The organism is Nonomuraea sp. NPDC049152, assembly GCF_040648355.1.
Classification (GTDB): domain Bacteria; phylum Actinomycetota; class Actinomycetes; order Streptosporangiales; family Streptosporangiaceae; genus Nonomuraea.
In genome coordinates this window covers 199696-215092 of sequence record NZ_JBEZDO010000009.1, presented here as the reverse complement: position 1 = coordinate 215092, position 15397 = coordinate 199696, and the positions used below count along the sequence as shown (strand labels likewise).

Genomic DNA, 15397 nt, shown 5'->3' with positions numbered 1-15397 from the left:
TCGTGACGACGACCGGGTGATGATTGATCGAAATCGCGGACGTCATCGCGCGGTCCTCCGCGGTGGCCGTGCGCGCAGATGAGCCTTGCGTGCGGCGCCCCGGCGGCGCCCCTCCTCGCCGATGGCGGAAGGGCGTATCCGATCATCGGCGAGGTGCCGGGCCAGGCTCCGGACTGTGGGGAACCGGAACAGGTCCACCACGGGGATTTCCCGTCCGAGCCGTTCCATCAGCCGGGCCTGCACCCGAAGTATGAGCAGCGAGTGCCCGCCGACCTCGAAGAAGTTGTCCTCGGCGCCCACCTGATCGACCGCGAGGACCTCGGTCCAGACGGCGGCGACGAGGCGTTCCATCTCGCTCGTGAGCGGGGTCCGCGCAGGTCTGTCTGCTGCGCCGTCAGGAGCTGGTAGCGCGCGCCGCTCGATCTTGCCGTGTTCGCCGCGCGGCAGCCCCTCCATGAGGACGAACGAGGCGGGGACCATGTAGTCGGGCAGTTTCCGTTCGAGATGCTCGCGCAGCTCGCCGACCGTGGCGATCCCGGAGAGCGCGGCATAGCCGGCCAGTACGGGTCTACCGGGAACGTCCTCGCGCAGGACCACCGCCGCTTCCCTGACCTGCGGGTGTGCGTTCAGGGCTGCTTCGATCTCGCCGAGCTCGATACGGAAGCCGCGGAGCTTGACCTGGTCGTCGTCGCGGCCGAGGAACTCGAGCGTCCCGTCGGCGTCCGAGCGGACCCGGTCGCCCGTGGCGTACATGCGCTCGCCCGGCGGCCCCCAAGGGTCGGGGAGGAAGGACTCGGCCGTCCGCCCCGGGTCTCCGAGGTAGCCCTGGGACACGCCGGGGCCGGCGAGGTACAGGTCTCCGTGGACGCCTGGGGGAACCGGCCGGAGCAGTTCGTCCAGCACGTAGGCGCGGACGCCTGGGAGCGGCCTGCCGATCGGGACGGTCGCCCTGCACCCCGTCTTTCGGACCGGCTCGTGAACGGTGGCCGTGATGGTGGTCTCGGTGGGGCCGTAGGCGTTCAGCAAGCGGACCCGCTGGGGGACGGCGGCCCGCCACTCCGCGAGCCGTCCCGCGTCGACCCGCTCGCTTCCCACGACCACCAGCCGGAGGGCGCGGCAGTCGGCCGCCGGGTACTGATCCAGCACGGCCACCCATTCGTGCCAGTACGACGCGGGAAGGTTGAGGACGCTCAGCCGATCCAGCCGGACCAGCGCGGTCAGCTCCGCGATACCCGGCACGGGTCCCGCGGGGAGCAGGACGACGTTCCCCCCTCGAATCAAGGTGGCGAACAGCTCTTCGGCCGCCACGTCGAAGGCGGGGGAGGCGAACTGGAGCACCCGGTCGTCCGCGCGCAGGGCGTAGCGATCGGCGACGGCCTCGAGCGTATGGGCGAGATTGGCCTGGCTGACGCACACTCCCTTGGGGATGCCGGTCGTCCCGGAGGTGTAGAGCACATAAGCCGTCGCCGCTGGGGGAACGACGTCGGACACGAAGTCCGCGGTCGGTCCGCCCTCATGGAGCGCCTCCTCGACGGCGGCGAAGGGAACATCGCCGGTGGCGGGCCGGCCGGTCGCTGCGGAGCCCAGTACGACGACCGCCTGCGAGTCGGCGAGCACCCGGTCGAGCCTGCTCTGCGGGGCGGCGGTGTCGACCGGGACATAGGCGGCGCCGGCCTTCATGACGCCGATGAGGGCGGCGGGCCACTCGAGGCCGCGTTCCAGACGCACCACGACCGAGGTGCCCGCCCCGACGCCACGGGCACGCAGGTAGGCGCAGATCCGGTCCGAGTTCGCGGCCAGGTCGGCGTAGCTCAGTGATCGGCCGCTCTGGGTGAGGGCGGTCCGCTCGCCCCAGCGCTCGGCTGCCTCGGCCAGGAGGCCCAGCAGCGTGGTCGGGGCCGCGGCGGCCGTCGTGGGCCGGCCGCCCACGAGTGACTCCAACTCGGCGTCGCCGAGCATCGACAGCTCGCAGAGCCGTGCTTCGGGCGAGGCGAGCGCGGACTCCAGGAGGGCCACGAGATGGCCCGCGAGGCGCTCCACGGTCGCCCGGTCGAAGAGGTCGACGTCGTACTCGATCGCGCCGCGCAGAGCCCCGGGTTCCAGTGGGGACTCGTCCCAGACCAGGGTGAGGTCGAACTTCGCCACCTGGCCGGCCGGCTCGCGCACCGCAACGGACAGGCCTGGCGAGATGCGCACTTCCTCGGGCATGTTCTGCATCGACATCATCACCTGGAACAAGGGCGTCCGGCTCGGGTCGCGGGGCGGCCGTACGGCCTCCACCACCTGATCGAACGGGATGTCCTGGTGCTCGAAGGCGCCCAGCGCTCCCTCCCTCACCACCGCGAGGAACTCGGCGAATGTCTGCCGCTCGTCCCAACGCGAGCGCAGCACCAGCGTGTTCACGAAGAAGCCGATCATGTCTTCGAGTTCCGGACGGACCCGGCCCGACACCGGTGTGCCGACGCTGACGTCGCGGACCCCCGCGTACCGGCCGAGCAGCAGGGCGAAGACCGCGAGCAGGGTCATGAAGCGGGTCGTGCCGAGGCTGTGACTGACCTCGTCCAGCCGGGCCGTCAGCCCGGCCGGCAGACGCACCGGAACGGTGTCGCCGACATGTCGAGGGGAGGACGGGCGCGGGCGATCGGCGGGCAGGTCGAGGACGGGCCGCGCCCCGGCCAGGCAGTCGAGCCAGTAGGCGAGCTGCTCGTCCCGGAGGGGACCGGCGAGGAGTGCGCGCTGCCAGGCGGCGTAGTCCGGGTACTGGACCTGGAGCGGTGGCAGCGGCTCGGTCACGCCGCCGAGCGCCGAGCGGTACAACACGCCGAGGTCGCGGATGAGCACGCCGACCGACCATGCGTCGGAGACGATGTGGTGCGTCGTCACCAGCAGGACGGACCGCCGCTCGTCGAGTCGCAGCAGGCGGAGGCGGACGAGGGGGCCCGCGGAGAGGTCGAACGGCCGCTCGGACTCCTCCCGCGCACGGTCGGCCGAGGTCCGGGTCCCCTCGGCCTCGGGCAGGTGGCGGAGGTCCTCCACTTCCAGTTCGAGGTCGGCGGCCTCGTCGACCATCTGAAGCGGCTCCCCGCCTTCGGCGTCCACGAGTCGGGTACGCAAGGAGGCATGACGTCGGACCAGGTCATGGAGGGCTGTCCGAAGAGCCGTCAGGTCGAGGACGCCTTCGAGCGTCAGCGCCAGGGGGACGTTGTACAGCGGGCTGCCAGGGACGAGCCGGTCGAGGAACCAGAGGCGACGCTGGGAGAAGGAGAGGGGCTGGTGTTGCGTGCCCATGGCAACGATCGGCGAGCAGACCCGCGCGGTGCGCGCCGCCGCGGCCCGTCGCGCGAACGCCGACACCGTGGACGCGTCGAACATGTCACGGATGCCGAGGTCGGCCCCGAGCGCCCCTGCGATCCGGATGACGGCCTGTGCCGCCAGCAGCGAGTTCCCGCCGAGCAGGAAGAAGTCGTCGTCCGCGGAGATCTCCGCCAGCCGCAGCATCTCCGCCCAGACCCTCGCGACCAGCTTCTCGATCGCACCCCGTGGCGGGATACCGGTCCCGGACCGGACGGCGTCCTGTCCGGACGGCTCGGGGAGCGCCTTGAGGTCCGCCTTGCCGTTCGGTGTCACCGGGAGCTCATCGAGGGTGACGTACCAGGTGGGCACCATCGCCGAGGGAAGCCGGTCCGCCAGGAACGATCGCAGCGTGTGCGGCTCGGCCTGCGCCCGGTCCGCCATGACGACGTAGGCGGCCAAGGCCCTCCGGTCGTCCTCCCCCTTGAGGACGACGACCGACTCCCGCACGCCAGGGCAGGTGCGCAGCACGCTCGCGATCTCGTCCGGCTCGACGCGGACGCCACGGATCTTCACCTGGGCGTCGGCGCGGCCCAGGTACTCGAGTTCACCGTCCTCCCGCCAGCGGGCGATGTCCCCGGTGCGGTAGAGGCGCTCACCGGTCCCGAACGGGCTCGGTACGAAGCGCTCGGCGGTCAGGCTGGGGCGTCCGATGTATCCGCGGGCAAGGCCGGCCCCGCCCATGTGGAGCTCTCCCGGGACCCCGATGCCCGCATGCCTGCCTTGGCGGTCGAGCACGTACAGGATGGTGCCGGCGATCGGCCGGCCGATCGGGACCCGGGCGTCCGGCGCGAGGGCGCCTATCTCGTGGGTGCTCGCGATGGTGGTGCCCTCGGTCGGGCCGTAGGCGTTCACCAGCCGAATCGCGGGAGCCGCGTTCCGCACCGCGGCCACCCTCCGGGCGTCTGCGGCCTCTCCTCCGAAGAAGAGGGTGCGCAGCGGCGCGAACATGCCCGGGTCAGCGTCAGCGCACTTGTGGAACAGGGCGGTGGTGAGCAGCATCGACGTGATGCCGTCGGCTTCGATACGCCCGCGGAGCGCTGCCGGCACAAGGACGTCGTGCTTGGGGACGCCGACCAGCCGGGCGCCGTTCAGCAGCGCCCCCCAGATCTCGAAGGTGGCCGCGTCGAACGAGGTGTTGGCGACCTGGCCGACCACGTCGGAGGGGCCCCAGTCAAGGTAGTCGGTGTCGCAGACCAGGCGCACGATCCCGCGGTGGGTGATCGCGACGCCCTTCGGCCGCCCCGCCGAGCCCGACGTGTAGAGCACGCAGGCCCGCTGCTCGGGGTGGGCCGGCCTGAGCTCCGCCGATCCGATGGCGTGCGTCCGCAGTTCGTCGAACCGGACGACGGGGACATCGCTCCCGAGGGAGAGATCGCGGTCCGCGATCACCAGGCACGCCCCGCTGTCCTCCACCATGGAGGCCAGCCGTGCGTCCGGGTGGCCCGCGTCGAGCGGCAGGTACGCCGCCCCGGCCGACAGCACCGCGAGCATGGCGACGACCATGGACGAGGACTGCTCCACTGCAAGGCCGACGACGCTCTCCTCGCGCACACCGTGCCGCGGAAGCACACCCGCCATGTGCTCCGCGCGAGCGCGGAGCTCTCCGTAGGTCAGCGTTCCATCCTCGAACACCGTCGCCACGGCGTCCGGCATGGTCCGGGAACGGTCAAGGAATGCCTCGACCACGCCGGCGGCGGCTGTCCGCCCGGGGGCCGTGCCCCAGGAGACGAGCTGCGCCCGCTCCCGCGCGGTCGTGTGCACGAGGTCGAGCAGACCCGATTCGGGCGAGGCGAGGGCGGACTCCAGAAGGGCCACGAAATGGCAGGCGAAGCGCTCCACGCTCGCCCGGTCGAAAAGGCCGGCGTCGTACTCGATCGCGCCGCGCAGAGTGCCGTCCGCGGACGGCTCGTCCCAGAGCAGGGTGAGGTCCAGGGGCAGGGGTGGATGTGCGTCCCGCATCGCCATCATCACCTGGAACAGCGGCGTCCGGACCCGGTCGCGGGCCGGCTGAACGGCTTCCACGATCTGTTCGAACAGCACATCCGCATGCTCGAAGGCCTCCCGCATGCCGTCCCGCACCATCGAGAGGAACTCCGAGAAGGTCTGCTCCTCGTGCCAGCGCGAGCGCAGGACCAACGGGTTGTCCGGGTTCGCCGGCGCCGGGGTGCCGACGCTGATGTCGGTCGTTCCCGTGCAGCGGCCGAGGAGCAACGTGAACGCCGCCATCAGCGTCGTGAATCGAGTGGCACCGTGGGCCCTGGCGACCTGGTCGAGACGCTGCGTGATCGAGCCGCTGAGCGTGACTGCCACGGAGCCGCTGGGATCACGGCGCGTCGTCGGTCGCGGACGGTTGGTGGGAAGTCCGAGCGCCGAGGGCGCGCCTTCGAGCCGGTCCCGCCAGTATGCGAGGTCTGCCACGTCGGATCTCTCCTTTGCGGAGGCAGGATGTCTTAGCGGGTGCCTACGGGGTTCGGCTCCGCCGGTTCGTCGGGTTGCTGCTCCAGGTGGCGCATGGCGCGCACCGGGGACAGCAGCAGGAACAGCGAGGGCACGAACAGGCCGGCCGCCGAGAGCACGACCGTCTCTCGCAGGCCCAGGGCGCTGGCCAGGGCTCCGCCCATCAGGGAGCCCAGGGCCAGAGTGCCCCACGAGAGCGAGCGCACGGTCGCGTTGACCCGGCCCTGCAGGTGCTCGGGGGTGATCGACTGCCGGAAGCTGATGACGGTCACGTCGAACACGGGGATGCCGAAGAATCCGATGAACGTGGCGACGCCTGCGAGAACGGCGGCGCCGAGCGAGCCCCCGTCCACGGCGGACAGGAGGAGGAAGCCGATGCCGGGCAGGGCCAGAGCGGCCACCAGGGTCGGGCCGGTGCCCAGCCAGGTGTTGAGCCGTTCGGACAACAGGGCGCCGACGAGCCCGCCGCCGCTGCCGACCGCGACAATCAGGCCGACCGCCGCCGAACCGATTCCGGCCTCGCGGATGAGGAAGAGGAAGTAGACGGCCATCACCGAACTGAAGAACAGGCTGAGGAAGAAGACCGCGCCGGTACACCAGCGCAGCAGGGTGTTGTGGCGGACGACGGCGAATCCTTCGCGCAGGGAGGCGAGGACCGACAGCTTTCCCTCGGTGTCGGTGTCGTTCTGAGGAGCGCTATCCGCGGGCATCCCGACCAGTGCGAGAGCCGAGACCAGGTAGCTCACGGCGTCGATGGCGATCACCACGGGAGCGCTGATCACGCTGATGAGCCCACCGGCGATGCCGGGGCCCGCGACCTCGGCGGCCGAGGAGGAGGCCTGCAGCTTCCCGTTGGCCTCCATCAGCCGGTCACGGCCGACGAATCCCGGCAGGTAGGACATGTAGGCGATCTCAAAGAAGACCGTCATGACGCCCACCAGGAAGGTCACGGCGAGGAGCTGTGTGATCGTCAGGATGCCGAGCGCGTACGCAAGGGGAATCCAGGCGAGCGCGGCGAACCTGACCAGGTTCGCCATGATCAGGATCGGGCGCCTTGCCCGTCGGTCGACCAGAACGCCGACGAAGAGCCCGAACAGCAGGAACGGGAGGGATTCGAGCGCGTTCAGCAGGCCGGCCTCCATCGGTGTCGCGCTGAGGACGACGACTGCGGTGAGGGGCAGCGCCACGTAGGTGATCTGCGTGCCCAGGAACGAGACCGACTGGCTCGACCAGAACAGGGCGAACGCCCTGTTGCGAAAGAGGGATGCAGGCTTGTCGGTTACCCCCATGGGGATCCTCCTGATTCGGTGAGAGAGATGACCGAACTCCGCCGCGCGACGAGGCCATGCGGCCGCATGTCGGTCCAGTGCTCCTCGACGAACGCGAGGCATTGGGAGCGCTTGGCGGGTCCGTGCACCGCCTTCCATCCGGGAGGCGGTGTCGTCGTGTCGGGCCAGAGCGAGTGCTGGCCCTCCTCGTTCACCACCACGAGGAATCGACCTTCGGGGTCGTCGAACAGACGGGACATGTTCGTCCTTCCATCAGAAGCTTCGCGGGCTGGTGTGCCGGTCCGGAACGGCGCCGGCCGTGCAGCGGTCGAGGTCCTTGCGCAGGGCCTCGAACCACAGGTCCTCGTCGTCGGAACCGGTCAGGAAGTGGGCGGCTTCGAGGCTTCTCCACGCGAAGTGATCGGTCTCGTCGCGCCACGCGTGCGTCGAGGACGCCGGGATCGCGGCGTCCTCGACGCCGTGGTAGAGGAAGATCGGGCACCGCAACATGTCGTAGGAGGCGGGCCTGAGGTAGGTCTCGCTCGCGTGGAGCTCGGCCCGGATGACGGGTATGAACAGTTCGAGGAACTCCTCGTCCCGCCCCAGGTCCGGGCTCAGCCCGCCGATCTGGACCAGCTCGGCGAGCAGCTGCTCGTCGTCCATGAGGCGCCAGTTGATCTGTGGCAAGGGCGTGCTGGGCGCCCGCTGACTGGCGGCGAACACGGCCTCGATCCGCTTGCCCGACGCTTCCAGGCGCGCGGCCATGTCGAAGGCCACGAGCGCTCCGTAGCTGATCCCGGCGACGGCCAGTCGGTCGCTCCGCGCGATCCGCCCCGACAGCGACCGGATCGCGCGCTCGCTCACCGACGCGACATCGGGGAGAGGCTCGTCGAAGAGCCGGCCCTCCCGGCCGGGCAGGTCGGGCAGCACCAGCTCGACACCGTCCGGCAGCTCGTCCCGCCACTTCCGGTAACGGCCCAGCCCACCGCCGGCGTGGGGAAAGCACACCAAGGTCAAGGACTGCGTGCTCGACATGTGACACACCTCTGTTGATCGACTCGGAAACCACCGTGGCGGGCGCGCCTCTTCAGCGCGCGCCGGCCGCGACCGGACCCATCCAGGTGAGCAGTTCCTCCAGTGCCTGGTAGAAGCGCTCGATCTCCGAGACCTCGTTGTAGAGGTACGCCGAGACGCGCAGGATCTCACCGCCGGCCAGCTCGGTGGCCAGGGGCTGCGAGCACATGTGGCCACTGCGCACCATGAAGCCGTAGGAGTCGCTCAGCAGGCGGGCGACCTCGCCGGTCGGGACGCCCTTGTCCAGGCGCAGGCTCGCGAGCGCGATCCGGTCGTTCTGGTCCGGCGGGCCGATCAGCCTCACGCCGGGGCTCGCGAGCGCCCCGGCGACCAGGGCCGCGCAGAGGTCCTGCTCGTGCTGGTGGAGTTCCCCGGCGTCCAGCGCCTCCAGGTACCGGATGGCCGCGGCGCAGCCGATGACGGAGGCGATGGCCGGGGTACCCGTTTCGAACTTGTACGGGGTGCGCCGGTCGACACTGCCGTCGAGGTCGACCCAGTCGACCATGCCCCCGCCGACCGCCAGGGGGCGCAGCGCCGCGAGACGCTCGCTGCGGCCGTAGAGGCAGCCGACCCCAGTGGGGCCCAGCATCTTGTGCATCGAGAACGCGAGGAAGTCGAGGTCCAGCTCTCGTACGCTGATGCGCTGGTGGGGCAGGGACTGCGCGGCGTCGAGGACGATCGTCGCGTCGCAGGCTGAACGGATCTCGGCGATCAGTTCCTTTACCGGGTGGACGACACCGGTGACGTTGGAGCAGTGCGTGAGCGCGACCGCCTTGGGCCGGCCGCGCAGAAGCTCCCGGAAGTGATCGCGGTCGAGCCGGCCGTGCGCGTCCACACGCGTCAGTTCGAGGCGTCCGGTCCTCCGCCACGGCAGCAACTGGGAGTGGTGCGCGTCCAGGGCGCCCACGATGTACGCGTCCGGGTCCAGGTCCAGGCCGCTCGCGACCAGGTTCAGCGCCTCGCTCGTGTTCCGGGTCAGGACCACCTCGTTCGCCGCGGCACCGATGTGCCCGGCGATCAGCACACGAGATGCCTCGTACGCGTCGGAGGCCTCCTCGGACAGCCAGTGCTTGCCGCGGTGGATATTCGCACCGTTGGACTCGTAGTACTCGCTGATCGCCCGGATGACGGAGCGCGGCTTCAGGGTCGTGGCCGCGTTGTCCAGATAGCAGATCGTCTGCCCGTCGATCTCCCGTCGCAAGGCCGGGAAGTCGTCCCGGCTGGTGTTCCGGACGGTCATCGCGCACCGTCCGCGGAGCGATGGGAGACGCACGGCTGGAACTTCCCACTGCGCTCGCCGGCGAGGTAGTCCACCGCCTCGATGCGAAGGGGGTTGGGTGCCAGGGCCCGCGTCAGCCGGAGTCCGAGCGCGGCGGCGTCCTCGGCCCGTGCCTCGCTGCCGGCGACATACCGGAAAGCGCACGCACCGGTCCTGTCCTGCTCCAGCTTGTAGAGATCGATGCCGGGAGCGTCTCCGACCACGGCGTCGACGGCGCCCGGCGTGACGACGCGACCGTCCGCCAGCCGGATCATGTGGGCGTCCCGCCCCTCGACCCGCACCACCGGCAGGTCGCTGGCGCAACCGCAGGTGCTCCCCAGAGGGGTGAAGTAGTCCCCCGTGGCGTAGCGGATGCGCGGGACCAGCTCGTCGTCCATCGTGGTGACGTACAGCTCGCCCATCTCACCGGCCTCGACGGGCCTGCCGTCCCGGATGAACTCCACGTAGAAGTCCTGGTTGTTGATGTGCCGGCTCCCGTGGTGGCACTCGAATCCCAGGTAGCCGAGCTCGGACATGCCGATCATGTCGCCGATCGGCAGGTCGGGACCCATGAAGTCCTCGATCTGGCGCCGCGCCACCCGGGTCATGAGGGTGTACCCGCACACCATGTGCAAGGTGCGCGGTGACGTGATCGTGCGTCCAAGCCGCCGCGCCCACCGTGTCAGGAAGGCGAAGTGGGTCGGGTCCACCACCAGCAGGTCGGGCTGGTAGAGCTCGATCTCGTCGAGGGCCTTGACGACCTGCCACTCCGGCGTCGCCAGGAGGTCATGGGCGACGGTGAGCACCAGGGTGCCGTCCGGAAGTGTCCTGTCCTCCATGGTCGAGAATCCCGTCGCGCATTCCACGTCCGAGCAGTTCGGCGGTGCGAACCTGCAGACCCTGGGCCGGCTGCCGGGACGCCAGAGGTCGTCGAAGCGGTGATTGACGCCGAGCGCGGTCGCCTGTCGCCGCGCCAGGTCGTACGCGAGGATGGCGCTGTTGAGACGGTCGCCGGACGTTCCGGAGCTCTGGAAACGCGTGACGTGCGGCGAGTTGAGGGTGTGCCCCTTGGCGAGGACGCCCGCCGGAAAGTTCCGCCGGTAGTGCGGCTTCGAGGTCGGCGGAAGCCGCAGGAAGTCCTCCGGGCTCTTGATGTCCTCCGGCCGCAGACCGCTGTCCTCCATGTGCTTGCGGAAGAAGACGGTGTTCTCGAACGCGTATGCGATCTCGTTCCGTACGGCTTCGAAGACGGTTGAGTCGGTCATGCCATGGCCACCAGGACTGAACGGGCCCCGGAATAGGGCTTCCTGCCATGGGCGAACTGCTCGTTGTCGACGATCATGATGTCGCCCGCCTGCCAGGGGAGCGAGACCTCCTCCGCCGCGTAGGCCGCCCGGATCTGGGCCAGGTCGTCCGGATCCAGCGGGGTACCGTCGCCGTACATGGCATTGCGGGGGAGCTCTTCCTCGGAGAAGCTCTCGCGCAGTTCACGTTCGATGTCCTCGGGAAGCGAACTCACGTGGAACAGGTGCGCCTGGTTGAACCAGACCCTCTCCCCCGACGCCTGCGACTCCAGGGTGGCCTGCACCACGTGCCGGGTGCGCAACCTCTCTCCGCCCAGCCACTCCGCCTGGATGCCGTGCCGCTCGCAGTAGGCGTCGACCTTGACCCGGTCCCGGGTCTGGAAGACCTCCTGCCAGCTCAGGTCCATTCCGTGGCCGAAGTTCCGCACGTACATCACACCGTGCCGCTCGAAGCGCTCACGCGTGGCGGCAGGCACCCTGGCATGGACGCGAGCGCTGTCGGCGATGGGCGTCTCGCCGCCCTGGGCCGCCGGGACCATACAGGCGAGAAACAGCGTGGCCGGCCACGAGTCGGTGTACGACATCTCGTTGTGCTGGGGAATGGTCTGGTCGGGCGGGTACTCCGTCGAGGTGTAGACCCGGCCGTTGACCCGCTGCCGCGGGGTGGAGCGGTTGTCGTATTCGCGCAGCCCTCCCGAGACAGCCGTTGCGAGTTCGGCCAGCCCCTCGGCGTCGAGCGGGGCGAAACCACGGAGCAGGACGGCCCCGTGCTCGTCGCGCAGCCGCGCCGGGGCGTTGTCCGAGCTGGACAGCCACTCCCGCGCATCGAGCCCGCTCACGGTCGGTATGCACGACACCGCCCGGGTTCCATCGAGCAGCGGGGCCACCCGGACCAGCGACTCGCTGCTGACCGAGACGGACTTCCGAGATCTGCCGAAGCGGCCGTTCGCGCTCTCCCGGGTTCCCTGGGTCACCATGCCTCTTCCGCCTTCTTCTCGAGGAGCCCGTCAATGAATTCGGCGAGCTCCGACACCACGGGGAACTCGAAGAGGTTGCGCAGCTTGACGTTCACCTTGAACGCCTCGCGCAGTTTCGCGACCAGTTGGGTCGCCAGCAGTGAATGTCCGCCGATCTCGAAGAAGTCGTCGTCGGCTCCCGCCCGGTTCAGCAGCAGGAGATCGGCCATGATGCCGGCGATCTTCTTCTCGGTGGGGGTCCGGGGCTCGACATACGATGTGGAGCCCCGGTTGTAGAAGCCGGGTTCGGGAAGCATCGAGGCGTCGATCTTCCCTGCGCTCGTCAGCGGGAAGGCCTCCAGCGCCACCAGATGGGCGGGCATCATGAAGTCCGGGAGCCGTTCGACCAGGAACTCACGGAGCCATTCCGCCGATCCACGGCTGCCCTCGGCGTCGATCAGGTATCCCACGATGTGTGCGGCCGTGCTCTCACCGGCCTCGACGGCGACGCTGCCCGTCACCCGCGGGTGCTGGCGCATGACGGCCTCGATCTCACCCAGCTCCACCCGGAAGCCGCGCACCTTGATCTGACGGTCGATGCGACCGAGGAACTCGATGGTGCGGTCGGGAAGGAAGCGCACCTTGTCGCCGGTGCGATACATCCGCGCCGACGGGTCAGGGCTGAAGGGGTCGGCGGTGAATCGCTTCCGCTGCTCCTCCGTTCCGTGCAGGTAGCCCTGGGACACCGTGTTTCCGCCGATCCACAGCTCGCCCGGGAGGCCGAAGGGCAGCGGCCGGCGCTGGGGGTCGAGGACGTAGGCGCGCGCGTGCCGCAGGGGTGTGCCGAGCGGGACGCTGGAGGCCAGGGCCGCCAGGGCGCCGGAGGCCTGCCCGCAGAGCACGCCGACGGTTGTCTCGGTCGGGCCGTAGTGGTTGAAGAGCCCGCAGTCGCCGAGATAGCCCCGGAACAGGTTGTACCAGCCCCAGCCGAACGCCTCGCCGCCCACGACCAGGGCCTTGCGGGGCATCAGCCGCTCCGGCGCCTCGGCCACGGTGAAGACGGCCTCCAGGTGCGACGGCGTGATCTTGAGGAGGTCGTAGCTCTCCCGGGACAACAGCTCCGCGAGCGCCTGCGCGTCCGCGGCGACATCCTGGGCGACCACCAGGAGCTCGCCCCCGCTGATGAGCGGAGGGAACAGCGCCGTGTTGCCCAGGTCGGTGCCCAGGCTGCTCAGGACGACGGAGTCGATCTCGCCGGTGAGCCGCAGCCGGTCGAGTGCGCCGTCCAGATAGGCCGCGAGTTGTCCGTGGCCGATCAGCACCCCCTTCGGCGTACCGGTGGAGCCCGAGGTGAAGAGCACGTAGGCGGGGTCGTCGTCGGCCGTCACCACGTCGGGGCGCAGGCTGCTGCGCCCGCTGCACACGGTCAGGTCCGCGTCCAGGAGGATGACGTCGCACTCCGACGGGAGATCCGCGGCCGTCTGCGCGGTCGCCACCAGGTGGGAGAAGCCGGCTCCGGCGATGATGGTGGACCGGCGCTTGGCGGGCAGGCTCGGATCGACCGGCACGTAGCCGGCGCCCGCCTTGGCGATCGCCAGCATCGCGACGATGGCGATGTCGGAGCGTTCGAGGCAGAGACCGACGAGCGTGCCTGCGGCCACGCCGCGTTCGACCAGCTCGTTGGCGAGGCGGTTGGCTGCCTCGTCGAACTCCCGGTAGCTCCAGGTGCGGGTGTCCGCCCTGAGGGCCGTGGCGTCGGGCGTCTGCCGAGCGGTCCGCTCGACCTGCTGGTGCCAGTGCGCCGCGGGACTCTCCGGCAATTCGGCGGGGTTCGTGGCCGCCACGAGCTCCCGCACGGCCTCCTCGTCCAGCATGGCGAGCGCGTGCACGGGGACCGCGGGGTCGTGGCCCAGCGCCGACAGGGCGGCCCGCAGGCAGACGAGCAGCGCCTCGGCGCCGCCCTCGGCCATTCCCAGTGCCTGGTGGCGCAGCGTGAGGCGGATCTCTCCGTCCAGGCCCTGGACTGAGAGGGTGACCTTGCGGGCGTCGTCGGCCGGTTCGATCCACAGGTCGCAGAAGGCCAGCGCCCCCTGCGAGGTGAACTCCGCGACGTCGCTGAACCTGAAGCCAGGGATGCCGCGGGTGTCCTGCCTGGCCGGCTCCATGGAGCTTTCGGCCGCCTGCTCGCAGGAGTCGAGCTCCAGGTCCACCGAGCGCAGCAGTTCGGTCAGCGTCGTCTCGTCGGATATCGCGGCGAAGAGCGGCATCGGGGTCTCGAAGAGGCCGATCGACGTGAGCATCTCCTCGAACGGCCGACGCGTGAGCATCGTGTTGACCGCGAGGTGTTCCGGCCGTCCTGCGGCATGCCAGAGGGCGACGAACCATCCTGTCAGCAGGACGCTGCGCAGACCGCCGTCGAGCTCGCCGCCGAGGCTCCGCAGCTGCTGTGCCAGGGGCGCGGGGACCGTCCACTCCAGGTCGTCACGAGCCGTGTCGTCGGAGTGGAGCTCCAGCGGCAGGTTCAGCGGAGGAAGTGCCGCCAGCCGCGCCTCGCGGTCGGCCGCGAGCTCCTTCTGACGCCCGCTCGGAGCGCCCTCCTCGACCTGCCACTGGGCGTAGTCGGCGTACTGGACGACATCGTCGCGGCTCCACTCGGTGCCGCTCAGCCGCGAGGCGTACGCGCGCTGCAGATCCCGGAAGAAGATCTCGGCCGAGGCCCCGTCCATGCTCATCCGCGGCGCCGACAGCACGAGCGACTGCCGCCCGTCGGCGTGGGTGAAGAGGATCAGGCGCAGCGTGTCCTGGTCGTCCTCGGCGGGGTTCGCGTGCTGTTCCTCGCGGACGATCGCGGCCAGGGCGGTGTCGTCGCCGGAGGTCTCCGGCACGCGGACCCCTGGTTCGTCCTCGATCACCATCAGCACGGTGCTGTTCTCACCGAGGACCTTGCGGTAGGCGGTGCGGAGGCTCTCGTGCACCCACGCCACATCGTGAACCGCACGCTCCAGCACCTCACGGTCGCAGGGGGCCGCGAGGATCACCCCGGCGACGCTCCGGATCGCCTGTCCGCCGGCCGCGAGACCGAGCACGTGCTCCTGCTGCTTGGACAGGCGGAAACCTTCCCAGGTCTGGGCAATCAGTTCTGTTCCGGATCGATCCACAGCTGCCCCTTCGTGTACTTGTTCCATGTATTGACTGCGTCGAGGCCGAGGTATTCGGCGGCGATCTGCCAGAATCCCGCGTACTCGGCCGGCAGGTTGAGATGGGAGTGACCGACTTGTTGCGGCATGTGCGCCAGCACGTCGCCCAATTTCATGCGCAGGAGATCCTCGAACGCCTCCCGGTCCAGCGGAATGTCCTCGCCGGTCCGCCGGTCCTTCATCTCCGGCTTTCCGTTCTGGCGCATCATGTGACGGAAACTCTTGCCCAGGGACGCGTAATTCATGACGGAGAAGTTGTAGATCATCTGCTCCACCCGCGGCCCGACGATTGCTCGGACCTCCGTGCGTTTCTCCTCGGGGACGGACTCGACGTTGTCGTTGTGCAGCCCCTCTGTTCCGTAGACGCCGTGGAACAGCCCCGCGAGGCAGACGTGATCTGCCGCTTTCATGTCCTGGAGGATGCCGCATGCCCGGAACATGTGATCCAGCAGAGTCTCGTCCTGATGGGCGACCTTGTGCAGCCCCAACCGCACAAGGTCGCTTCGGTATTGTTCAGCGTCACGCATCG

General features: G+C 69.8%; 9 protein-coding genes. All 9 read right to left on the bottom strand.

Annotated features, from left to right (window positions below):
* Nucleotides 1-42 precede the first annotated feature (42 nt).
* Genes AB0B45_RS18980 through AB0B45_RS18940 form a run of 9 tightly spaced genes read right to left on the bottom strand, consistent with a single transcriptional unit; the run spans nt 43 to nt 15395 of the window.
* Nucleotides 43-5772, bottom strand: coding sequence for an amino acid adenylation domain-containing protein (locus AB0B45_RS18980; RefSeq protein ID WP_358132049.1), 5730 nt, complete (start codon nt 5770-5772; stop codon nt 43-45).
* A 32-nt stretch (nt 5773-5804) separates the two neighbouring features.
* On the bottom strand, nt 5805-7100 hold the full coding sequence (locus tag AB0B45_RS18975) for an MFS transporter (protein ID WP_358132047.1): 1296 nt from the start codon (nt 7098-7100) through the stop codon (nt 5805-5807).
* Nucleotides 7091-7339: an MbtH family protein gene (locus tag AB0B45_RS18970; RefSeq protein WP_358132045.1), complete on the bottom strand. Its 249-nt coding sequence runs from the start codon at nt 7337-7339 to the stop codon at nt 7091-7093. The genes AB0B45_RS18975 and AB0B45_RS18970 overlap by 10 nt, the downstream gene beginning before the upstream one ends.
* Nucleotides 7340-7352: 13 nt before the next feature.
* Nucleotides 7353-8114 (bottom strand): alpha/beta fold hydrolase, encoded by a 762-nt coding sequence (locus AB0B45_RS18965; RefSeq protein ID WP_358132044.1) that lies wholly within the window; start codon nt 8112-8114, stop codon nt 7353-7355.
* Nucleotides 8115-8166: 52 nt separating this feature from the next.
* Entirely contained in the window at nt 8167-9393 is a 1227-nt protein-coding gene (locus AB0B45_RS18960) for an aminotransferase class V-fold PLP-dependent enzyme (protein WP_358132042.1), read from the bottom strand.
* A complete protein-coding gene (locus AB0B45_RS18955) occupies nt 9390-10676 on the bottom strand; it encodes a hypothetical protein (RefSeq protein WP_358132040.1) in 1287 nt (428 codons plus the stop codon). The genes AB0B45_RS18960 and AB0B45_RS18955 overlap by 4 nt, the downstream gene beginning before the upstream one ends.
* A complete protein-coding gene (locus AB0B45_RS18950) occupies nt 10673-11692 on the bottom strand; it encodes a TauD/TfdA family dioxygenase (protein ID WP_358132038.1) in 1020 nt (339 codons plus the stop codon). The genes AB0B45_RS18955 and AB0B45_RS18950 overlap by 4 nt, the downstream gene beginning before the upstream one ends.
* Entirely contained in the window at nt 11686-14829 is a 3144-nt protein-coding gene (locus AB0B45_RS18945) for an amino acid adenylation domain-containing protein (protein WP_358132036.1), read from the bottom strand. Before AB0B45_RS18945 ends, AB0B45_RS18950 begins: the two co-directional genes overlap by 7 nt.
* Nucleotides 14805-15395: a DUF6817 domain-containing protein gene (locus tag AB0B45_RS18940; RefSeq protein WP_358132034.1), complete on the bottom strand. Its 591-nt coding sequence runs from the start codon at nt 15393-15395 to the stop codon at nt 14805-14807. The genes AB0B45_RS18945 and AB0B45_RS18940 overlap by 25 nt, the downstream gene beginning before the upstream one ends.
* Between the last annotated feature and the right edge of the window lie 2 nt (nt 15396-15397).